20 protein-coding genes are annotated in these 20,798 nt (G+C 59.0%); 10 read left to right on the forward strand and 10 right to left on the reverse strand.

Translation table 11 applies throughout. The annotated features are described in order from the left end of the window. Positions 1-174 precede the first annotated feature (174 nt). The 5 genes from pdxY to Q4E11_RS09900 form a co-directional block, all read right to left on the reverse strand. Positions 175-1,101 carry a pyridoxal kinase PdxY gene (pdxY, locus tag Q4E11_RS09880; RefSeq protein WP_303165467.1) on the reverse strand — a complete coding sequence of 309 codons (927 nt, stop codon included), beginning with the start codon at positions 1,099-1,101 and terminating at the stop codon, positions 175-177. A 40-nt stretch (positions 1,102-1,141) separates the two neighbouring features. Next, positions 1,142-1,585, reverse strand: coding sequence for an alternative ribosome rescue aminoacyl-tRNA hydrolase ArfB (gene arfB / locus Q4E11_RS09885; RefSeq protein ID WP_303165468.1), 444 nt, complete (start codon positions 1,583-1,585; stop codon positions 1,142-1,144). A 75-nt stretch (positions 1,586-1,660) separates the two neighbouring features. Continuing rightward, entirely contained in the window at positions 1,661-3,316 is a 1,656-nt protein-coding gene (locus Q4E11_RS09890) for an alpha-keto acid decarboxylase family protein (RefSeq protein ID WP_303165469.1), read from the reverse strand. Between the two features lie 147 nt (positions 3,317-3,463). Next, entirely contained in the window at positions 3,464-4,039 is a 576-nt protein-coding gene (locus Q4E11_RS09895; RefSeq protein ID WP_303165470.1) for a TetR/AcrR family transcriptional regulator, read from the reverse strand. Positions 4,040-4,139: 100 nt separating this feature from the next. Continuing rightward, the gene (locus Q4E11_RS09900; RefSeq protein WP_303165487.1) at positions 4,140-6,704 is read right to left on the reverse strand and encodes an excinuclease ABC subunit UvrA; all 2,565 of its coding nucleotides are present in this window, start codon (positions 6,702-6,704) and stop codon (positions 4,140-4,142) included. 132 nt (positions 6,705-6,836) lie between these two features. On the opposite strand from Q4E11_RS09900, the gene Q4E11_RS09905 reads away from it, so the two are divergent. From Q4E11_RS09905 to Q4E11_RS09930, 6 genes are all read left to right on the forward strand, one after another. Continuing rightward, complete coding sequence (locus tag Q4E11_RS09905) at positions 6,837-7,619, forward strand: SDR family oxidoreductase (protein ID WP_303165471.1); 783 nt, start codon at positions 6,837-6,839, stop codon at positions 7,617-7,619. A 6-nt stretch (positions 7,620-7,625) separates the two neighbouring features. After that, the gene (locus Q4E11_RS09910) at positions 7,626-8,300 is read left to right on the forward strand and encodes an alpha-ketoglutarate-dependent dioxygenase AlkB (protein WP_303165472.1); all 675 of its coding nucleotides are present in this window, start codon (positions 7,626-7,628) and stop codon (positions 8,298-8,300) included. 29 nt (positions 8,301-8,329) lie between these two features. Further along, positions 8,330-9,553, forward strand: coding sequence for a sensor histidine kinase (locus Q4E11_RS09915; RefSeq protein ID WP_303165473.1), 1,224 nt, complete (start codon positions 8,330-8,332; stop codon positions 9,551-9,553). A gap of 51 nt (positions 9,554-9,604) precedes the next feature. After that, positions 9,605-10,306 (forward strand): response regulator transcription factor, encoded by a 702-nt coding sequence (locus Q4E11_RS09920; protein ID WP_303165474.1) that lies wholly within the window; start codon positions 9,605-9,607, stop codon positions 10,304-10,306. Positions 10,307-10,390: 84 nt separating this feature from the next. Then, positions 10,391-11,110, forward strand: a complete 720-nt coding sequence (locus Q4E11_RS09925) for an ABC transporter ATP-binding protein (protein ID WP_303165475.1) — start codon at positions 10,391-10,393, stop codon at positions 11,108-11,110. Then, positions 11,107-12,516, forward strand: a complete 1,410-nt coding sequence (locus Q4E11_RS09930; RefSeq protein WP_303165476.1) for a hypothetical protein — start codon at positions 11,107-11,109, stop codon at positions 12,514-12,516. The genes Q4E11_RS09925 and Q4E11_RS09930 overlap by 4 nt, the downstream gene beginning before the upstream one ends. A 50-nt stretch (positions 12,517-12,566) precedes the next feature. On the opposite strand, the gene Q4E11_RS09935 is transcribed toward Q4E11_RS09930, so the two are convergent. After that, positions 12,567-13,745 (reverse strand): hypothetical protein, encoded by a 1,179-nt coding sequence (locus Q4E11_RS09935; RefSeq protein ID WP_303165477.1) that lies wholly within the window; start codon positions 13,743-13,745, stop codon positions 12,567-12,569. A gap of 126 nt (positions 13,746-13,871) precedes the next feature. Then, positions 13,872-14,528: a peptide-methionine (S)-S-oxide reductase MsrA gene (gene msrA, locus Q4E11_RS09940; RefSeq protein WP_303165478.1), complete on the reverse strand. Its 657-nt coding sequence runs from the start codon at positions 14,526-14,528 to the stop codon at positions 13,872-13,874. 118 nt (positions 14,529-14,646) lie between these two features. On the opposite strand from msrA, the gene menE reads away from it, so the two are divergent. From menE to Q4E11_RS09955, 3 genes are read left to right on the forward strand one after another with little or no spacing between them, the layout of a single operon-like run. Next, positions 14,647-15,783, forward strand: coding sequence for an o-succinylbenzoate--CoA ligase (gene menE, locus Q4E11_RS09945; RefSeq protein WP_303165479.1), 1,137 nt, complete (start codon positions 14,647-14,649; stop codon positions 15,781-15,783). Positions 15,784-15,814: 31 nt separating this feature from the next. Continuing rightward, positions 15,815-16,711, forward strand: a complete 897-nt coding sequence (locus Q4E11_RS09950; protein WP_303165480.1) for a 1,4-dihydroxy-2-naphthoate polyprenyltransferase — start codon at positions 15,815-15,817, stop codon at positions 16,709-16,711. A gap of 12 nt (positions 16,712-16,723) precedes the next feature. Next, a complete protein-coding gene (locus Q4E11_RS09955) occupies positions 16,724-17,878 on the forward strand; it encodes an alpha/beta fold hydrolase (protein ID WP_303165481.1) in 1,155 nt (384 codons plus the stop codon). A 5-nt stretch (positions 17,879-17,883) separates the two neighbouring features. On the opposite strand, the gene Q4E11_RS09960 is transcribed toward Q4E11_RS09955, so the two are convergent. Continuing rightward, entirely contained in the window at positions 17,884-18,273 is a 390-nt protein-coding gene (locus Q4E11_RS09960) for a DUF4229 domain-containing protein (protein WP_303165482.1), read from the reverse strand. A gap of 105 nt (positions 18,274-18,378) precedes the next feature. On the opposite strand from Q4E11_RS09960, the gene Q4E11_RS09965 reads away from it, so the two are divergent. After that, a complete protein-coding gene (locus Q4E11_RS09965) occupies positions 18,379-18,627 on the forward strand; it encodes a hypothetical protein (protein ID WP_303165483.1) in 249 nt (82 codons plus the stop codon). Here Q4E11_RS09965 and rfbA read toward each other — a convergent pair. Further along, positions 18,624-19,499 (reverse strand): glucose-1-phosphate thymidylyltransferase RfbA, encoded by an 876-nt coding sequence (gene rfbA, locus Q4E11_RS09970; RefSeq protein ID WP_303165484.1) that lies wholly within the window; start codon positions 19,497-19,499, stop codon positions 18,624-18,626. The genes Q4E11_RS09965 and rfbA overlap by 4 nt on opposite strands. A gap of 34 nt (positions 19,500-19,533) precedes the next feature. Next, positions 19,534-20,223: a dTDP-4-dehydrorhamnose 3,5-epimerase family protein gene (locus Q4E11_RS09975; protein WP_303165485.1), complete on the reverse strand. Its 690-nt coding sequence runs from the start codon at positions 20,221-20,223 to the stop codon at positions 19,534-19,536. Between the last annotated feature and the right edge of the window lie 575 nt (positions 20,224-20,798).

The raw sequence follows: 20,798 nt of genomic DNA on the forward strand, positions 1-20,798 counted from the left end.
TGCGCAAACAACGCCATCTAATGTGGCTATTCAGAAATTGCCATCCACCAGGCGCAAAAAAGCGGTAGCGCCATCAGCGCTACCACTTGTTCCTCCCCCTGTTTGTGCGCTCGAGGCACAACATGCACGAGTCGCCGCGCCTACCCCGCGCCGCGCTAGCCCCCCTTACGATTCCTACGCCACCTTCGTAACCTCAAAGCGCTGCTCCGGGTTGGCGTACGCCTCCTGCGCGCGGATTAGCTCCAGCTCGCCCGAGCCGGACTCGTAGGTCACCTTAATCAGCTCAAAGATACTGGCTGCGGTGTTGCCCAGCGCAACCGACAGGTCGCCGTCAATGCCGCGGCCACGCAGCAGGTTGCCGGCAAACAGCGCGGCCGTGACATCGCCGGAACCGTTGCGCTTCAGCGGCAGGTACGGGGTGGCCACCAACCAAGCGCCCGAGCCGTTGACGGCGAGCATCTCAATCTCGCCCTCCTTGCCCTCCGGACGCAGCACGCTGGTAACCAGCACGGCCTCCGGACCCATCTCACGAGCAGCGTGAGCTGCCGCAATGGTGGACTCCAGGTCGCTGACCTCACGGCCCGTCAGGTACCCCAGCTCAAACTGGTTCGGGGTAATCACGTCTGCCACCGGCACGACCTTGTCACGCAGCAACGGCGGGATGTCATCGGAGACATGGCAGCCACTCTTGGCATTTCCCATCACCGGGTCACACGAGTAAATCGCCTTCGGATTGCGCTGCTTGGCCAGCGCCACGGCTTCGATGATGGCGTCCGCAATATCGCTACCGCCTTGATAGCCGGAGATAATTGCGTCGACGTCGGCAAGCTTGCCCAGCTCATCGATACCCTTGATAACCTCACGCACGTCCGTGGCGGGAATCATTGGGCCGCGCCACTGGCCGTAACCGGTGTGGTTGGAAAAATCGACAGTGTGAACCGGCCAGACCTCGAACCCAGCGCGCTGCAGTGGGAAGACGGCAGCGGAGTTGCCCACGTGGCCGTAACTCACATGCGACTGAATGGACAGAATCGAGGGCACGCGGCTGAACTCCGCGGCAGCTTCGGCGGCTCTGACAACGTTGGCCTGATTTTCGTTCATTCCTCTATCTTGCAACGAATGCGCGTAAATCCCATATCCGCTAGTAGAAGCGGGGCCTGCGCCTGTTCGCTTTAATCTCAGAGCGCCGTTGCTTCTGCGCTTTACGACGGGCAATTGAAGCCCTACTCGGTCGAGTACGACGCCTCTTCGGAGGCGGTGGCTGGACGGCTTCTCGGATGAGTTCCGCCAAGCGTCGCCGGGCCTCCGCGCGGTTGCGCACTTGGGAGCGCTGCGTGGTGACGGACACGGTGAGAGTCGTGCCATCCAGGCGGTGGCTGAGATTATGGAGAGCGCGGCGGCGGTGGACGTCGGAAAGCACACTGAGTTGTCCCAGGTCAACCGATAGCTGCACCTTGGAGTCGGTGGTATTGACTCCCTGACCGCCCGGGCCACCGGAACGCGCGAAGCGCTCGGTGAGCTCGCCGGCCGGGATGACCAGCCCCTTGGGAATGCCAGGGCCGGGTGGGATTGTCAGGGGTTCCATGGGCCTCAGTGTAGAGGGGCCTCAGTGTAGAGGGTGCAGCAACCGCGGCCGTGTGTCTCGGTTATTACCTGCGCGTTAAAGGTTCTCGGCGACAGCGCGCAGCGACTCCGGAATATCTGCCTGGTGAGTGTGTACCTCAATGAGGACGAACTTATCCTGATTTTCCAGGGTTTGCTGGAGTGCCTCATGGAGCTCGTTGGAGGTACGAACGTCGAAGAGCATAGTCTTGTCCGGATTGCCGCCAAAGAAGTCCAAGGCGTGCTGCCAATTCCACTGGGCGATGTCGTTGTACTCGGCTTCCTCGCCGTGAATGGCGCGCTCAACGGTGTAACCGTTGTTCTCCACGAGGAACATGACAGCCGGAATCTCCTGGCGCAGGATAGTACCCAGTTCCTGGGCGGACATCTGAGCCGAGCCGTCACCGATTAATAGGATTGGGCGGCGAGAGCGGTCAGCCAGACCTGCACCGAGGGTTGCAGGCAGCGTGTAGCCAATCGAACCCCACATTGGCTGACCGATGAACTGCGAGTTCTCCGGCAGGCGCATCGAAGACATGCCGAAGTAGGAAGTTCCCTGCTCCGCCAGCACATTTGTCGGATTGGTCAGAGCATTGATCACCTGCGCCCAAAGCTGGTCAGAGGTCAGTGGTTCGTCGGAAAGCTCTACCTCATTCTTCACCGGATCTGCCGGCGTGAATTCGACGGCCTTGGCGGATTCCTCCTTGATTACGCGCTCGACAATGTCGAAGGCGCGGTCCATTGCGATTGGTGCAAAGAGCTGGTCACCAATGGAAATCTCCATACGGCCAATGTTGACGCGAGTGTCCTCGTTGATGTTCTGGCTAAAGCCCGCGGTGGTGTTATCCGTGAACTGAACACCTGCGGTGATGAGGACATCGGCGCCCTCGACGGCATCGATGACATTTTGCTTCGAGGCCGCTCCGGCATAGATACCCACGAAGTTCGGGTTGTCCTCATTGGCAAGGGACTTACCCCAGCTCAGAGTTGCAAATGGCAACTCAGTGTTCTCAAGGAACTTGTTGAAGTCCTCGCGGTAGCCCCAGCGGTGGACCATGACATCACCCAGGACGGAGACGGTTTTACCGGAGAGGTTTGCCCGCAATGCCTCCTCAAAGGCCTTCTCAGCATCTGGGTTGGAGACAATCTCGATTGCGCTCAGTGGCGCGCTCGGTGGGAAAGCCGGTGCCTTGGCAACATCGTGCGCGAGCATGATGTAGCCCGGCTTCTTGGTGTGCATCACTGTGCGTAGAACACGGTCGATCTCGAAGGTCGCAGTGGCAACCTCAAGATCGGCAGCAGCGCTGGATACCTCTGCTGACATGCGGTAGAAGTGCTTGAAGTCTCCGTCGCCAAGCGAATGATGCAGCGCCTTACCCGCAGCCTGCAGCGGTTTAGCAGGAGCGCCAACGATATGGACGACCGGTGCGGACTCGGTGTACGCACCCGCGATGCCGTTGATTGCGGACAGCTCACCGACGCCAAAGGTGGTCAGCAGCGCGCTAACTCCGCGCAGACGTGCGTAGGAATCTGCAGCGTACGCAGCGTTGAGCTCATTGGAGGTACCAACCCACTTGATGTCATCCTTGTGATCGATGACGGTGTCGAGGAAGTGCAGGTTGTAGTCACCTGGGACGCCAAAGAGTTCGGTGACGCCCAGCTCGTGCAGGCGGTCGAGCAGGTAGTCGCCAACGGTGTAGTTTTCGCGTGTCATGTATGTTCGTCCTTTCCTAACGTTTACCCGATGTGATTCGGCAGTTATGGAGTGATGTGTGGCTCCGCGGGAGCTGGTGTGTCCCCGCTTGCGGAAGCCTGTTTTTCTGAGCCATGGGTGGGCTCATGCGACAGGCCATTGGAGACATTATTCGCCTTCCACCGGCCTATTGCGCTCGTCGGTGATTTGGCTAAAGAGTCCGCCGTAGATAGGAGTGCGGATGGATCTGGACCAGTCTTCATCTACCTCTTTGAGCTGGAGCGATGTCGAAGCAGTCATAAGGAAGCCATAGCCGAGAAATGCCTTGATTGCGACATCATCCGCACCTGTTGCTCGGTGAATAGTCGACCAAATTTTGGCAAAGCCAGCGCGAGTGCGATCTCTGATTTCCTCATCCGTAGCCGAGGCGATGCCATGCAGTTGCAGCCGCAACATATCGTGGTCATCCAATAGAGACATGTACTTCGGCCCCATTCGATCGAAAGCCTCAATTCCAGTGGTGCCATCCGCCGCATTCGCCAGACCATCTGCCATGCGATCGAACGCATAGTCCAAGAGTTCAAGAAAGAGCGCCTTCTTAGTGCCGAAGATCCGGAACACATACGCCTGTGTAATACCAGCTTGACGAGCAATGTCATCAATATTGGCGTTAGCCGGGCCCTTGGCCGCGAATTCGGCAGCTGCGATCTGCAGGAGCTGTGCTCTGCGCTCTGAACTACTCATTCTCGAACTCATAGCCTCTAAGTTAGTAGTTACTTACTACTTAGTAAAGTCGAAACGGAAAATTCCCATAAAAATTCCGGGAATTTAGCTACAAGTCGAGCTACAAATACCGGCCAGTAACGCTTGCGGAATTGGCTGCGACCTCACTCGGCGTGCCCGTTGCGACAATCCGGCCACCATCCACACCACCGCCGGGACCGAGATCAATGATGTAATCCGCATTGCGAATCAAATCCACATCATGCTCAATAACCAGGACTGTGGCCCCCTTATCAATCAACCGCTGCAACACCCGCAGCAACGTCTCCACATCGCGCGGATGCAGGCCAACGGTCGGCTCATCGAAGACAAATAGCGCTCGGTTCTGCTTCCTATGCAGCTGCGAGACCAATTTCAGCCGCTGTGCCTCACCACCGGACAGCGCCGGTGTCGCCTCATTCAAGGTGAGATAGCCCAGGCCAACATCACTCATGGCCTGCAAAGTGCGACGAACAGCACTAAAACGCTTATCGACGGCCTCAACATCAGTAACCCACTCGAGCGCCTCAGTCACCGTCTTGGCCAGTAACTTCGGCAGCGACAACCCCGCCACCAGGTAAGACTCAGCCTCCGGGGCGTAGCGCGAGCCACCACAGCCTGGACAGGTGATATCCACGTCCGGCAGGAACTGCACATCCAACGAGATGGTGCCGGTGCCCTCACACTCCGGGCACTTCAAGCTGCCAGTGTTGAAGGAAAACGCTCCGGGCTTCAGCTTCTTGCCATCACTGGCCACCGCATCAGCATTGGCACCTGCATAAATGCGCCGCAACGCATCCAGCACCCCGGTGTATGTACCAACCGTAGAGCGCACATTGGCCCCAATTGGTGTGGCATCAACGACGTGCACGGTATCAATCCCAGCGGCATCAACCGCACGCACGTGTGCTGGTTTTTCACCGTCGGCCGCACCTTGCACCGCTGGCACCAACGATTCCAGCACCATCGTTGTCTTTCCGGAGCCGGAAGGCCCGGTCACCACCGTCATCTGCCCCAATGGCACATCAACGTCCAGCGCCTGCACGGTGTGGATTGGAGTGGTTTCCATGTGGATGGTGCCGACGCCCGCGCCACTGCCCGCGCCAGCGTTGCCACTGCCCGCGCCAGCATCAGCCACAGCCTCACCGCGCACCGAAACCTTCGTCCGCCCCGTGATATAGCCACCAATCACGCTGTCGGACACTTGTGCAACCGTGCCCTGCGCGGTCACCTCCCCACCATCGCGACCAGACCCCGGACCAATCTCAATCAAGTGGTCAGCCGCAGCCAGCACCGCCGGATCGTGGTCCACCATCACCACTGTGTTGCCACCACGCAGCAAATCCCGAATCACGCCATGCAGGCCCTCGATATTCGCCGGATGCAGACCAATCGAAGGCTCATCGAGTACGTACAACACACCCGTGGTTTCATTGCGCACTGCACGCGCCAACTGCACGCGCTGCCGCTCACCCGTTGATAACGTCGCCCCCGCGCGGTCCAACGACAGGTATCCCAGGCCAAGTTCCACCAGCCGCTTAGCCATCGATTGCAGCGTGACGACGAGCGTCGCCGCCATGCTGCGCATCGGTGCGGGCACCTGATCAACCACGCTGGTTGACCACTCCAGAACGTCGTCAAGCGTGAGAGCCGTGATGTCAGCCAAGTTATTCCCGCCGATCAGCGGTGTGCGAGCGGCGGCGGACAGGCGTGTGCCGTGGCAATCCGGGCACGTGCGCTCGGTGAGGAAGCGGGAGACTTTGGCCAGGCGTTTGTCGTTATCGGCGCGTTTGAGCTCTTCGGTAACGGTTAGCCGCGCGTTGCGGAACGTGAAGTCGAGCTCGTGGATGCCTTTCTTCGAGGTGACGGTGATGTGCTTTTTCTCTTCCGGACCTGCGAAGACAATGTCGCGCTCATGGTCTGTGAGATCCCTCCAGGGCACATCGGTGCGCACGCCAAATTCGCGGGCGATGGCCGGTTGGACGTTGAAGCCGAAAGTCTGCCAGGGCAAAACGGTGCCGTCGTCGATGGAGAGATCGGGGTCTTTAATCAGCGCGGCATCGTCGACCTCACGGATAGTGCCGATGCCCTCACAGGTCTCGCAGGCGCCGCGGGAGTTGAATGCGAGGTCTTCGGCACCTGGTAAGTAAAACTCGACTCCACATTCGGTGCAGGTCAGCGGTTTTTCTGCGGCGACGGCGAGGGTCGACTCATGGTAGTGACCATTCGGGCAGCGGTGGCGGCCAAGTCGGGAGAAAATCAGGCGGATGACATTGAGCAGCTCAGTAGCGGTGCCGAATGTGGAGCGCACGCCCGGCGTTGGGGGACGCTGCCGCAGCGCCAGGGCTGCCGGGACATGGGTGACTCGATCAACATCTGCCCGAGTGGCCTGCGACATGCGACGGCGCGTGTAGGTCGACAGCGCCTCAATGTAGCGACGCGAGCCTTCGGCGTACAAAACGCCCATGGCCAGCGAGGACTTACCTGAACCGGACACACCGGCAATAGCGGTGAGCTGCTGCAGCGGAATATCGACATCAATGTTTTTCAGGTTATTGACCCTGGCACCGCGCACTTCAATATGCGTGGGCTGATCGGCCGTCGATTGATTCTGAGCAGTGCCACGAGATGTCTTCCGAGCTGTCATCCGAGTCATGCCTCCAGAGTAAGGCAGGGGCCGGATTGGCTATTTCGCTGTTAAACCACAAATGCTCATCTATGCTGGCGATTAACGACTTCCAGTTATAAAAACAGCAAGAAAAGACAGGATTGAGGCACTATGGCTACTTCTGATTCCCCGTCCATTTTCATCTCCGGTGGCGCTCAGGGCATCGGTCGCGCGGTGGCCGAGAAGTTCCTGGCGGCTGGCTGGACCGTGGGCGTCTACGACATCAACGATGATGCACTGGAAAAGATTAAGGCGGACCTCCCTGAGGTAATCGTCGGCAAGCTCGATGTCACGGACTACCAGCAGTGGGAAGATGCACTGGCGGACTTCACGTCCCACACCGGCGGCAAGCTGACGGTACTGGATAACAACGCCGGCATCATTGGTGATGGCGATATCACAGACCAGTCTCCGGAGATCATCGCCGCGCAGGTCGATATCAACTGCACCGGTGTCACACTCGGCGCGAAGGCGGCACACAAGTACTTGAAGCGCACGAAGGGCTCGCACCTGGTCAGCATGGGTTCGGCCGCGGGCATCTACGGTCAGCCACACATCACGCCATACTCCGCATCGAAGTTCTACGTCAAGGGCATGACGCAGGCGCTGGATTTGGAGTGGCGCAAGGACAAGATTCGCGTCGTCGCCATCATGCCGCTGTGGGCGAAGACGAAGCTGGCGGACGTTTCTGCTGGTTCGACGCGCCGTCTGGGCGTGCGGATTACGCCGCAGCAGGTCGCTGATGCCGTGTGGAAGGCAACACATCCGCAGAACTTCATTGAGCGTCAGCGTCACTTCTACTCCGTGTCCGCACCGGACTTCATCCTTCGCTACCTGGGCAAACTGGCGCCGCAGTTCCTGGCTCGTCCGGTCAACGCGCTCATCGCAGGTTAATTGCGCATGCTTTTCGACCAACTCCCGCGCAGTGACACCCGCATCACGCCGGGAGTTGTTCATCTGCCGAGTTGGCTTCCGCTGGGCCGCCAAGCGGAAATCATCACGCAACTGCGCGGTATTGCCCGCAGTCTTTCCAGCACCCCGCTGGCCATGGCTCGCCCACAGCTCAAAAGCGGCCAAATGCAGGTCTTCATGCTGCATCTCGGGCGCATGTGGGTCACCAATCCATACCGCTACGTCACACACATCGACGGCCACCGCATCCCGCCGGTGCCCGGCAATCTCTTACAGCTCGCCACCGAAGCACTCAGTGCCTGCGCGCTTTACGACGATTCCCTGAACCAGTGGCCCACCACTTTTCGGCCTGACATGGCGTTGGTCAACTATTACCCACCTGAGGCAACCATGGGGATGCACCAAGACCGCAACGAAAACTCCCCCGCCCCAATTGTGTCCGTCTCCATTGGTGACGAGGCCCTATTCCGCATTGGCAGCACGGAAAACCGCAATAAGCCCTGGGATGAAGTAACTCTCACCAGCGGAGATGTCATTGTCTTTGGTGGGCCAAAGCGACTGGCATTTCATGGGGTGCCCAAGACTCGACCGGGCACGCTACCGGAGGGCTGCGGCCTACGGGAAGGTCGCATCAACATCACGTTTCGGCAAGTGGAAAACTGACCGAAACTCTTACCGCTAGCCTAGAAACCATGCAGCACAGCGCTCATGCCACGCCTGTCACCCCCGGCGCCTTTCCCACTCCGCTCGATTGGCGCAGCCGAGTGCGGTATTTCATCGGCCCATACCCAGTCACAGACATCGCAATCGCTGTCTTTTTCCTGTTGTGCGCATGGGTGGAAACGACACCGCTGTTTCAATTTGGCCCGAGCTTCACGTACATCACCAACGTGGTTCTTTCCGCTGTTATTGCCGGAGCCGCAGTGTTTCGTCGTAAAGCGATGCGCGCTTCCTTCGTAGTGACGTACAGCGCCCTGGCCGTGATAGCCTTGCTGGTGTGGCTCACCCCGGTAAACCTTGGGCTAAGCCCCATTGTTGTTGCTGCCCCAGTATCTTTATGGGCGATAACCAGGTGGGACCCCAATCGAGCCTGGGGCATTGCGGGACTATTTTTGGGTCTAATCGGCAGCTTCCTCAACCCCGCCGTTCCCGCGTTCGGCTTCACGTCCGAACGTCTGCTGGTCTTTGGTCTGCCGGCGGTGCTCATTACGGCGGGCGCGTACGCGGTGCCACTGTGGCTGCGCACTAACGCCGAGGAGCACGCTGCGGAGTTGGAAAACGTTATCGCGCGCAACAAGTTGGAGTTGTCCAGGGAGCTTCACGACGTCGTAGGCCACGGGTTGACCTCGATTAAGGTGCAGGCCCAAACTGCGCTGTACCTGGCGGAGATGAATGAGCGTGATGGTGGGCCGGAGACGGCTGCGCTTCACGGTATCGCTGAGACTGCGGACCAATCATTGCGGGATGTGCATGCGCTTGTCGATGCGCTACGTGACGGCGGCGAGATTAGCGCTGACCCGAATGAGATTCCGCGCCTGGTAGCGGCCACTTTTCCTGTGGAGCGCGGTGTTTCGGTGACCCTGCCAGAATCATATGTGCAGCTGGCAGACTGGCCGTTGGCAAAGCGGCTGACTCTGGTGCGCGCGGTCACGGAATTGTCTGCGAATATGGCTAAACATTCGTCGGGGCCGGGGCAGTTGACGCTGGTGATTGAGACTCCCACGGATACCGAGGGTGATAGTGCTCAGACGAAAGCTCATCTGACCACCTCGAATCCGACAACGAGCGCTCCTTCCAGCAAAACTCATCGCATTGGCGCTGGGCTGGTTGGGCTGAGCGAACGTGTCGCGGAGCTCGGCGGCGAGATGACTTATGGTGAAACCGATGGCACGTTCCGCGTCGACATTCGACTGTAGGCAGGCGTCCGGTGGATGGCAGAGTGTAGCAACCTTGCAGAAAGACGAGCGATGAGTGTAATTCGAGTGTTGGTCGCCGAAGACCAAACGCTGATTCGGCAGTCTTTTGCACAGCTTATTGATGCGCACCCGCAGATGCAGGTCATCGGTGCCGTCGGTGACGGTGCGCAGGCGGTTCAGCTCGCGCCCGGCGCGGATGTGGTGGTCATGGATATCCGCATGCCAGTGATGGATGGCATCGAAGCTACACGACGAATCGTGCGTGGCGGGTTAGCTGAAAGCGGTACCAGTACAACTTCACCGAAAGTCCTGGTGCTGACCACTTTCCGTGAGGAGGACCTGGTGCTGAGCGCCTTGGATGCCGGGGCTTCTGGTTTTCTACTAAAGGATTCCGATCCGCGCGAGTTGCTCTCGGCGATTGCTCGGATTTACCGCGGTGAAGGTGTCATTGATCCGAAGGTAACGCCGATGGTGCTCAGACATATTTCACCGCGCACGCCGCGCTCCGGGCAGTCTTCGACGGGTTCTTCTGCGCATGGCGCCAGCCCCTCTACTGTGACCGCTCAGTTCACGCCTCGTGAACAGGAAATTCTCGGCCTTGTCTGTCAGGGACTGTCCAATGACGAAATCGCCCGAAAATTGTTTGTTGCCACAACCACGGTGAAAACGCATGTGAAATCGCTACTGACGAAAACGGGCTCGCGCAGCCGAGTAGATCTTGTTATTTGGGCTGCGAAAAACGGCCTTCTCTAGCGTCTCCTCCCTAGGGAGGATATTTCTGTCAGTTCATTCTCTGGGAGGACGCGGTCAGAGTTCGGCAGGCCTATTACTAAAGGCATGAGCACCGCAGGAACAGCCCTTCCCCTCCTCCAACTCCGTGGCATCACCGTCGCCTACGGCAAGAACGAACCTGTCCTGAACAACCTTGATATGAGCGTTCGCGCAGGTGAAGTCTATGGCCTGCTGGGCTTAAACGGCGCCGGCAAATCCACGCTGATGAGCACGGTGCTGGGGCTTCTTCCCTACTCCGGTGAAATCCGCATTGCGGGACGGCCGTGGACTGTCATGGACCTTGACCGCATCGGGGCTTCCATCAATGGTCCGGCATTCTATCCACAGCTCTCGGCTGCTGAAAACCTCAGGGTTCACGCTCACCTGACTGGCACTGATAAAGATCGCATCGACGAGGTGCTGGACATGGTTGGCCTGCACGCGGGCAACAAACGCGCTCGAGCGTTCTCCACCGGTATGAAAGTCCGTCTGGCACTGGCAATGGCGCTTCTGACAGATCCGGACATTCTGCTTCTCGATGAACCCACGAACGGCCTGGACCCCGAAGCCATCGTGGGGCTTCGTACCCTGCTTCGACATCTGGCAGATTCTGGCAAAGCAGTCGTCGTGTCTTCACACCAACTCGGTGAAGTGGAAAAGAGCGTTGACCACCTTGGGGTTCTCGCAGGCGGTCGGTTGGTCTACGAAGGTCCACTAGCTGATTTTGCAGCTGACGGCCAATCTCTTGAGCAAGCTTTCTTCACGGCAGTAGGTGTTGCACGATGAGCACTCGGAACTACTTCCGCGCCGAGCTACTGCGGGCAAAGTGGTCCTTCACCATGTTCCTGCCCGTCATCATGGTGGCAATCGCACTGGTCAGTATGGCTTTTTCATCGGGCGTTAATGCCACGGCCATGGCCAGCGCACACTTCTACTCGCTGGTTCTGCTGCCTCCGCTGGGAGCTCTTACCGCTGTCATCGGTCAAAGTCGAGAGGAAAAGATCCGCCACGGTGGATTGTCTTGGCGCAACATCTCACCTCGTCGTGTCCTGTTAGCACGCGTCGGCACGGTCATCCTTGCCGCAGCCATTGGGCATGCGCTGATGGCGGCACTGCTGGCAGATAGCTTCGAAAACGCTCTACAGTTCACTCTTTTCAGCACACTGTCGTTCTTTGTTTTCTGGGCATTCGGCCTAGTGGTGTGGCGCCTTGTCCCTCGGGCGGCGCTATTGCTTGCACCGCTGGTAGCTATCGCGTGGGGTATTGCTGGCACACTATCTGCCATGAGTCCGTCCTGGCTATTTCTGCCGTGGACATGGGCGATTCGCCCCACGCTGCCCATCCACGGAGTGCTCCCTAACTCAGTGGCTGCCCCTGCGGGCAGCGAAATCTGGAGTATCGATATTCTTCCGCCGGCGCTGCTGCATGCATTTCTTGGCATTATCTTCTTTGCCATCGTGCTGTTTAGTCATGGCATGACCTTCCGCTTATCAATAGGTCAGGAGCGCAGGAATACATCTTTCGGTCATGGTCTAGCGGCAACTTTGCCGTGGCGCACGTGGTGGGGCCTGGCCGCACTGATGTGTGCAGGTCTTGCAGGTGTGCGGGCGGTGTGGGATGCCGAGTATGCACTGGGGCTGCTGAGTTTTGTCTGTGTACCAACAGCGGCGACGGTGGTGGCCATCATGACCTGGACTGCCCAGGCTGAGGCGTGGCCCGCACTGATGTACAGGCGCAGGCGCCTCAGCCTGACGCTACGGTTGTTTGCCCTGGATATGGTGTTCTTGATACCGGTGCTGATTGTCGCTGCCATAATCAGCGGCGCAGGCGGTAAATCCGGTGCAGGTGACGCAGCCAACACAGATAATCAGCTTGTCATTAATCCGTGGCCATACCAGGCGCTGGTGTCAATATTTGTGGCCGCAATGATTGTGGCCATCATTGGCCTTACTGCGCGTAGAAGTGTGGCAGCCGCCATCTTTGTCTCGGTGGCACTCGGTGGTTGGGCAGTGATGATTGGTGGCGATGTACTCAGCGCCACTCCACTGTGGTGGACGTCAGAATGGGGATGGACCTGGGTGGTCCGTGATTATCCCGAGCGATGGCCAATCATGGTCCTGGTGTCCACAGCTATTACAGGCGTGTTCGTGGCCTGGGCGCGAGCGACGTCTTTAAAGGCAACACGGCGCTAGCGCCTCCACCCCTCCTACCAGGATGGCATCCCACAAACTAGTGCCACCGTTTATTCGATGGCGTCGCGTACATCTTCAACAGAGAGGTTGGAGTCCTCAATCTCCTCACGCGCTTCCTTCCGCTTGCCACGTCGTACCAGACGGAAAATGCGCTGACGGCGCGTTGTCTCCTCACTGATGCGGCCTCGACCACGCAGCCACGCAACGAGCATGACGGTAATCAGCAGCAGGCCGATGTAGCCCAGAATTGGGTAGACCCAGCCAATCAGGTTCTGGAAGCCCATGAAGCTCAAGGCGAAGCCCAGCAGCACCAAGGCGACGTAGACAATGTTGAACTTATCCGGATGGCTGGCCGTCACGCGACGGGCCAGTGCGTAGAACATGCCAAGCGCGGTGTTGAAAATCATACCGAGAATGACCACGGCCATAGCCTGGCCGAGCCACGGGTGCAGGCGGTTGATGACAGTGAGCATCGGCACTGCATCGGTGGCAACAGTGCCCACAGTGTGAAACAGCGTGATGGTGGTAATCAGCAGCATCGCGGAGTAAATCAGTCCGCCAACAAAACCACCTGCACCAGCAGCTCGCGGATTGAACAGGCTACCGCCAATGACAATCGCCATGGATACCGCGACCATGAGGTTGAATCCGACATAATTCACTGCGGCGACAACCCAGTTCGGCAAGGTAGTTGGCACAGAAGCCACCGCGGCAGCTTGCTCAGCCGCTGGGGTGGCATCGGTGAATGCCAACGTATAGATACTGGCCAGCAGGATAAATCCCACAATAAACGGCGTGATAGAACCAATCACGGTGGTCACTCGGTCAACGTCCAGGAAGCCTGCAGCAATGGTCAGGGCCACCATAATTACGGCACCAATCCATACCGAGATTCCCCATTGCTGCTCCATGTTCGCCCCTGCCCCGGCGAACATGACAAACCCAGTAGCGAAAAGCGTAACAATCACGCCAATATCCAGGACGCGAGAAAAGATGGGATGAGAAACGCGTCGGAAAACTTCTCCGTGCTCCGAGGCCTGGAAATAACTTCCCAGCTGCAGAATAATCATGGCCATCAGGCTCATGATGACCGCTGAGAGAACGGCGCCCCAGACACCATTGATGCCAAAGGCGACGAAGTATTGCATGATTTCCTGACCCGTCGCAAAACCTGCGCCGACAACTACGCCGACGAAAGCAAATGCGACGCGCAGTACTTTCTTCACCACGTGGGTTCACTCCTATTCCACTATCTAATTGATATAACCACCTTACTTATCGAAGTTAGTTTTACTAATCGCGCCTAAAAATCACGCTTAAGAATCGCAACATTTCGACGCGCCTAAGACTCGGCGCTAAATCCCGCAGGCCACCCCGGTCGAGTGAACCGGGCAGTAACCGTTCGGATTCTTAAACAGGTACTGCTGGTGCTCATCTTCGGCCAGGTAGTACTTCCCTGCTGGGGTCTCAGACAGTGGCTTAATCTCTGTGGTGATGGGGCCCAGGCCAGCGTCGGCAAGCTTTGGTGCATACGCGTCGGCGATTTCCTGCGCCCGGCGCGCCTGCTCGGGCGTCGTCGTGTAAATCGCTGAACGATACTGCGTGCCCACGTCATTGCCCTGGCGATATCCCTGCGTCGGATCGTGGGCTTCAAAAGCCTTGGCAACCAACTGGTCAAAGCTAATCTGCTGCGGATCGTAGACAACCTCGACGGTTTCGGTGTGGTTGGTGCGCCCCGTGCAGGTCTCACGGTACGTCGGGTTGGGAGTGACACCACCGGCGTAGCCCACCGAGGTGCTCAGCACGCCCGGGGTCTCCCAGAACATCTTCTCCGCACCCCAGAAACAACCAATGCCGATGTAGACGACTTCCTGGCCGTCCTCCCACGGACCGGTAATCGGCGTGCCGAGCACCGCATGTGGCTGGGGCTCCTCCAGCACCGGGTGCGAGCCGCCCTTCAGCGCCTCATTCTCCGGTACTAATCCCGCGGGCATTCCAAAAAACCAACCCATTTTTATGCCTTCCTATCTATTTCCGTCTTATTTCCGTCTATGGTCAGCGCAACGTCACCCGTCGGTGGATTGTTCCGCCACAAGTAACTACGGAGGCCTACCGACTAAGGTTTGGATTGTGCGTACGCTCAGCCTTCTTCCCGTCAATCCTCACGACCCGACCCGCATTCTGCCCGACCTCAGCGCCGCGCTCGACGGCGAGGTCTCACTCCTGCCCGTTCCGCTTCACGACGGCACGCGCGCCTCTATTCTGCGGAACTCGCAACGCGCAGGGGAACCCATTGATGAGGACATTGCACTGGTGGTCGGCACGTCCGGTTCCACCGGTACACCAAAGGGTGCGCAGCTTTCCGTCGACAATCTAGTTTCATCAGCTACCGCCACACATGACTGGCTCGGTGGCGAAGGTCAGTGGCTGCTGGCCATGCCTGCCTATCACATCGCTGGCCTGCAGGTTCTTATTCGCTCACTGTTGGCGGGAACGGATCCCGTGTGCGTTGATGTCACCGATGGTTTTGATATTGGCGCCTTCGCCGATGGCGCTGAGGCCATGACAGGCGATCGTGCCTACACTTCTCTTGCTCCCATGCAACTGGCCAAGGCCATGACAGAACCATTCGGTGTGGCGGCACTGCGACTCTTCGATGCCGTCTTAGTCGGCGGGGCCGCCTTAAACCCACAAGTTGCTGGGCGCGCGGAAGAGCTGGGTATCAATGTGGTGACCACCTATGGCTCCTCGGAGACCGCCGGTGGTTGCGTCTACGATGGTCAGCCCATTGCCGGTGCACAGGTCGCCATTGAAAATGGTCATGTCTGGCTGGGCGGGCCAATGATTGCCAAGGGCTACCGCAATGCGCCAGGTCACGAGGCCTTTGCAAAGCCTGGTTGGTTCGCCACTTCTGATGCCGGTGAAATCCGCGATGGACGCCTGGTCATCACCGGTCGCTTGGACACCATCATCGACTCCGGTGGGCTGAAGCTGCACCCCGAAGTGCTCGAGCGCGAGCTGCTGGCCATCGAAGGTGTCACCGGCGCCTGCGTTGTCGGGATTCCGCATCCGCGGCTTGGCCAGGCCATCGTTGCAGCGTATGAGGGCACCGCTGAGCTGGGCGATGTCATGGATGACCTCGGCGATGCTGAAGAAGCCGGTCGAATCAACCACTGGATGATTCCCAAGGATCTCCGCCGCGTCGACTCGTTGCCGCTGATTGGCCCGGGCAAGGTGGACCGAGCCAAGGTTGCGCGGTTGTTCTAGGCGATCCGGGGTACAGCCTATTATTAATTCCATGTCTGAAACTCCGAATAGCCCGGCAACGGCGTCGTTAAGCGATTGGTTGGAAGGTGCCCGCCCCCATACCTGGGCAAACGCGTTTGCCCCTGTCATCGTCGGCGTCGGCGCGGCGGCATCGCACGCGCCGATTAATTGGGGACGCGCAGTGCTCGCGCTGATTATCGCGTGGGCACTGATTGTGGGTGTGAACTTCGCCAATGACTACTCCGACGGTATCCGCGGCACGGACGATGACCGCTCTGGTCCGCTGCGTCTGACTGGCTCTGGTCTGGTCGAGCCGAAACGCGTGAAGTACGCTGCGTTTGCAGCATTTGGTGTGGCTGGTGTTGCGGGCATCGCGCTGTCGCTGATGAGCGCGTGGTGGCTGATTCTGGTCGGCGCGGCATGTATCGCGGCGGCGTGGTTCTACACCGGCGGTAAGAATCCATACGGTTATCGCGGTCTTGGCGAGGTCTCCGTTTTCGTCTTCTTCGGTCTCGTCGCGGTGCTCGGCACGGAGTTCACACAGACCGGCACGCTGTCGTGGATTGGTCTGGCCTGCGCGATTGGTATCGGCGCGGTCTCCTCTGCCGTGAATCTCGCGAACAATCTGCGCGACATCCCCACCGACGCCGCCACCGGCAAGGTCACACTGGCAGTAAAACTGGGCGATTTCCGCACTCGCATTGTCTGGCAGATTCTCGCCGCGATGCCCATGCTGGCCAGCATCTTTATCGCATTCTGGCGTCCGTGGGCGCTGATTGGTCTCATCATCGTGCCGATGTGGGTAAAGGCCTCCGAGCCCATCCGCACGCACAAGAAGGGCAAGGCGCTCATCCCAGTGCTGGGCACGACCGGAAAGATGATGCTCGCCTGGTCTGTCATCACCGCTCTGACGCTCGCTTTGAGCTAGGAGGTTTGCTCAATGCTTGACGACGTCCAGGAGGCCACCGCCAAACTTGGCGCAACTGTGGCGAAAGCTCCGACCTTGGCCCGCAGTTTGGCACTGCGTTTTACCGGCTCTGGCAGGCGGCGGCTGGCGCTGGAGCGCGGCGCGCTGCATTCGCAGACTCGGGAACCAGGCCTGACAAATCTTTCGGCCACCGGTGTGGCGCATGTGCGCACTGTTCCGACAGAGGCCGAACTCGCGGCGAAGGACGATGAGCGTGCGGCCAGCGACAAGCCCGATGCCCTCACCACAGATATTCCGGTGCACTGGTACGAGGTGGCGCCGTCTGTGACTGGCAACGACAGCGATTCTGCTCAAGACCCCGTGACCATTGTCTTTGTTCACGGCTTCACCCTTGCCGGTGAGTCCTGGTACCGACAGTTCAACGCACTGCGGAAGTCGCATCCAGAAGCACGTCTGCTCACTATGGACTTGCGCGGCCACGGACAGACAGGTGCCGTCCCCGCCAACCTCTGCACAGTATCGGGAGCCGCTAGCGATGCGCTGGCGGTTATTGGTGAGCGAGCTAAGACCGGAAAGCTCATCCTGGTCGGGCATTCGCTAGGTGGTCTGGTGGCCCTACACATGGTGCGGGCTGCCGAGGACAGCATTCGCCGTCGTATAGCAGGCGTGGTGTTGATTGCCACATCGATCGATAAGTTGGCAGCTCAGGGCGTGCCGCAAATTCTTGCGACACCGGTGGCGGATGCGGCGCGCAATGCCATTGAGTCCTCACCGAAGGATATTCGTAAGTTCCGCGAGGCGATTGCGGAGCTGATGGCGCCGTCGCTGGCGGTCGCGGTGTTTATGCGCAAGACCAATTATGAAATCATCGAATTCCACGCGGCCATGATTAACGAGACCCCGCTGGAGACTTTCGTGGGATACCTCGATGATCTGCAGGAACACGACGAGTTCGCTGCTGCGCCGTATCTAGATGGTCTGCCGGGTGCGGTACTGGTGGGTAAGAAGGACGATGTCACGCCACGTGAGCAGGCCGACCTGATAATGGAAAAGTGGCCGACCGCCGAACTGGTGGAAGTCGACGAGGCCGGCCATATGCTGCCGCTCGAGGCGCCGGGTGCGGTTAACCGCGCGATTGAGCGGGTGCTGGAGAAGGCGCGGGAATAACGGGGTTAGTTTTCCTCGCGGTCCTTAATCTGCTGAGCAATGTATTCCTTGTGGGCTCGACGGTTAGCCGACCACACAGCAACCGACTCGTTGGCCTGCATACGCAGCTTCGGGAACACAAATACAGACAGCGGCATCGCGATGATCAGCGCAAACACTGCGGTAATCGCCGCCGGAATCTGTACGCCGACTACGTAGATAATTCCCAGCAGCACGAAGAAGAGCACGAAGAACAGCAGCAGACGCGCAAGGCCGTACCAGAACATGCCCTTCATGGCCTGGCCACGACCAGCATTCTTGTCAGCGGCCGGGGCCTTCGCAGCTGGAGCCTTCGCAGCTGACTGCTCTGCCGATGGCGATGAGGCCTGCTTGTCCTGCTCTGCCGGATTCGTCATAATCTCACATTCCTTCTAGTTGGCCTGTTTCAAGCTGATGTGCTTTAGGCACTACTGGACACCTTGCGTATTCTAGTCGGTAACTATAGGAGGTTAACTTTTCCCATGGGTCGGCTCATTCTGCTGCTGTTCATCATCGTCGTTGTGGTCGTGCTGTGGAAGGCATTCGGCCCTGGCGCTCGCCGCGATGGATGGCAGCGCCTGTCCAATTCCCAGCCGGAGCCACGTCCGCTCGCGCCTGACGATGACCCCGAGTTCCTCTGGAAGCTCAAGAAAGCCGAGTTCGACCGCCGCAAGCGCGAGCAGGAACAGCGCGAACGCGAAGAGCGCGACAAGGGTAACGAAACCGACTAAACGTCCTTGCCACGCAGCAACAATTGCTGCAGATACTCGCCGTAGCCGCTGGCGCTGAGATCGTCGGCACGCGCGGCAAGCGCGGCATCGTCGATGAATCCCATGCGCCACGCCACCTCTTCGGGCGAGCCGATCTTCAACCCCTGCCGCTGCTCAATCGTGCGCACGAAATCGCCCGCGGCCATCAGATTGTCCACTGTGCCGGTATCCAGCCACGCCGTCCCGCGCGGCAGTACCTCTACCTGCAGTTTTCCGCGCTCCAGGTACGCGCGGTTAACATCCGTGATTTCCAATTCACCACGTGACGACGGTTGCAGCGAGCGTGCTATCTCAACTACATCGGCATCATAAAAGTACAGACCCGGCACGGCGAAGTGACTGCGCGGCTTTTTCGGTTTCTCCTGGATAGCCACGGCGCGGCCGTCCTTGTCGAAGTCCACGACTCCATAGGCGGTGGGGTCCGCGACCCAGTAGGCGAAGATCGCTCCCCCATCGACTTCGTGGAAGCGGCGCAGCTGTGTGCCCAGGCCGGCGCCATAGAAGATGTTGTCACCGAGGATGAGGGCCACGGAGTCATTGCCGATGTGATCCGCGCCGATGATGAACGCCTCCGCAAGGCCGCGGGGCTGGTCCTGTGTGGCAAAGGTGAGGTTGATGCCCCACTGCGAGCCGTCGCCAAGTAGGCGCTCGAACTGCGGCGCATCGTGTGGTGTCGTAATGACAAGAATGTCCCGAATGCCCGCGAGCATGAGCGTGCTCAGCGGGTAGTAGATCATCGGCTTGTCATAGACCGGGACCAGCTGCTTGCTGACTCCCCGCGTGATGGGAAACAGCCGAGAGCCCGTGCCACCTGCGAGGATGATGCCCTTCATGATGCTCGCGCCTTTCTAACGTATTGTCCGGTTACTACTGACCAGCCTCTTCGTTGGCGATAGCCCACTCATCGCGGGCGGCGTTTTCCAGATTCTGGCAATCATAGAGACTCGGAAGCTTGTGGCCCTGGGCCTCGAACTGCTCGATAGTCGGGGCCTTCTGGTCACGCTCCGACAGAATCATGTCCTTCTCCGTGAGATTGCCCTTGGCCAGCAGTTTTGCCAAGTCGATTCCCAGCGACGGGTCCTTGATGCTGACAGCGTGCTCGGCCTCCGGGTTGTAGCCGGTGGAAGTGAGGTAGGTGAGCACGGAGTCGTCGGCAAGCGAAACGAAACCATGCCCAATGCCGTTGGGGAGATAGACCACGCGGCGCGTCTTGGAGTCGAGCTCGAAGACCTCGACCTGGCCGAAGGTATCGGAGCCGCGGCGCAGGTCAACTGCGATGTCGAGGATATGGCCGGCGGGGCATGTGACTAACTTGGCCTGGCCAGGGTGGCCATCCGGTGCGGTGCTGACATCGGCGAAGTGGAGGCCTCGGACCACGCCTGCGGCGGAGACGCTCATGTTGGCCTGCTCCGGGAAGAACGGGTAGCCCGTGGCCTCGGCGAATGCGTCGAGGCGATACCACTCGTGGAAGCTGCCGCGGCTGTCGCCGTGGATTACTGGATCGAAGATGAATACGCCGTCGATTGAGGTGGGCTGGAATGTGCTCTTAGGGCTCATGGGTAATAAGTGTAGACGCGGGGCTGGGGTTGAGGCTGGTGGTGTGGGATGGTGTGAGCTTAGGCGCGGGCGGGATGAGGGATTGGCGAGCCGGAATTAACGTTTAACGATGTTTATCCGGGGGTTCCAGACCTAAGGTCTCGATTTGTGTGCCTTTTTGATTGGCTCGGCCGGTTGCGACCTGGGAGTTTCTAATTTGAAGCCCACACAAATCGAGAGTTGAGGTCAGAAGGGACCGTTCTTGGGGCGAATCCGTTAACCCCGAGCACGAAAACAACGGTTAACCCCGTTCACAGGGGTCTTTTTTACCCAGACTCGCATGTTTGGTGGGCTACAGATTAGAAACTCCCAGAACAGAATTACTCAAAAGCCCGAAAAACCCACCAAACATGCGAGTTGAGGTACTTTTGGGCCGTTTTGCCAGACTTTCGAGGTGCACAAGTGGCCAAAGTTGCGGGTGGGGCTGATGCTGCAGGTGGGACTTGCTCTTGCGTGGGACTCCTGCTCCCGCTCCGACTCCTACCCGTTACCTTGTGAGTGTCCCTGATAATGGGGATAGTCGCTGGTCCCGGTAT

Origin of the sequence: Corynebacterium sp., assembly GCF_030532195.1 — a bacterium.
In the GTDB taxonomy this organism is placed as follows: domain Bacteria; phylum Actinomycetota; class Actinomycetes; order Mycobacteriales; family Mycobacteriaceae; genus Corynebacterium.

Coding starts and splice junctions, on each gene's coding strand:
- pdxY (WP_303165467.1), bottom strand. CDS start 1,101: ATGAACGAAAATCAGGCCAACGTTGTCAGAGCCGCCGAAGCTGCCGCG.
- arfB (WP_303165468.1), bottom strand. CDS start 1,585: ATGGAACCCCTGACAATCCCACCCGGCCCTGGCATTCCCAAGGGGCTG.
- Q4E11_RS09890 (WP_303165469.1), bottom strand. CDS start 3,316: ATGACACGCGAAAACTACACCGTTGGCGACTACCTGCTCGACCGCCTG.
- Q4E11_RS09895 (WP_303165470.1), bottom strand. CDS start 4,039: ATGAGTAGTTCAGAGCGCAGAGCACAGCTCCTGCAGATCGCAGCTGCC.
- Q4E11_RS09900 (WP_303165487.1), bottom strand. CDS start 6,704: ATGACAGCTCGGAAGACATCTCGTGGCACTGCTCAGAATCAATCGACG.
- Q4E11_RS09905 (WP_303165471.1), top strand. CDS start 6,837: ATGGCTACTTCTGATTCCCCGTCCATTTTCATCTCCGGTGGCGCTCAG.
- Q4E11_RS09910 (WP_303165472.1), top strand. CDS start 7,626: ATGCTTTTCGACCAACTCCCGCGCAGTGACACCCGCATCACGCCGGGA.
- Q4E11_RS09915 (WP_303165473.1), top strand. CDS start 8,330: ATGCAGCACAGCGCTCATGCCACGCCTGTCACCCCCGGCGCCTTTCCC.
- Q4E11_RS09920 (WP_303165474.1), top strand. CDS start 9,605: ATGAGTGTAATTCGAGTGTTGGTCGCCGAAGACCAAACGCTGATTCGG.
- Q4E11_RS09925 (WP_303165475.1), top strand. CDS start 10,391: ATGAGCACCGCAGGAACAGCCCTTCCCCTCCTCCAACTCCGTGGCATC.
- Q4E11_RS09930 (WP_303165476.1), top strand. CDS start 11,107: ATGAGCACTCGGAACTACTTCCGCGCCGAGCTACTGCGGGCAAAGTGG.
- msrA (WP_303165478.1), bottom strand. CDS start 14,528: ATGGGTTGGTTTTTTGGAATGCCCGCGGGATTAGTACCGGAGAATGAG.
- Q4E11_RS09950 (WP_303165480.1), top strand. CDS start 15,815: ATGTCTGAAACTCCGAATAGCCCGGCAACGGCGTCGTTAAGCGATTGG.
- Q4E11_RS09955 (WP_303165481.1), top strand. CDS start 16,724: ATGCTTGACGACGTCCAGGAGGCCACCGCCAAACTTGGCGCAACTGTG.
- Q4E11_RS09960 (WP_303165482.1), bottom strand. CDS start 18,273: ATGACGAATCCGGCAGAGCAGGACAAGCAGGCCTCATCGCCATCGGCA.
- Q4E11_RS09965 (WP_303165483.1), top strand. CDS start 18,379: ATGGGTCGGCTCATTCTGCTGCTGTTCATCATCGTCGTTGTGGTCGTG.
- rfbA (WP_303165484.1), bottom strand. CDS start 19,499: ATGAAGGGCATCATCCTCGCAGGTGGCACGGGCTCTCGGCTGTTTCCC.
- Q4E11_RS09975 (WP_303165485.1), bottom strand. CDS start 20,223: ATGAGCCCTAAGAGCACATTCCAGCCCACCTCAATCGACGGCGTATTC.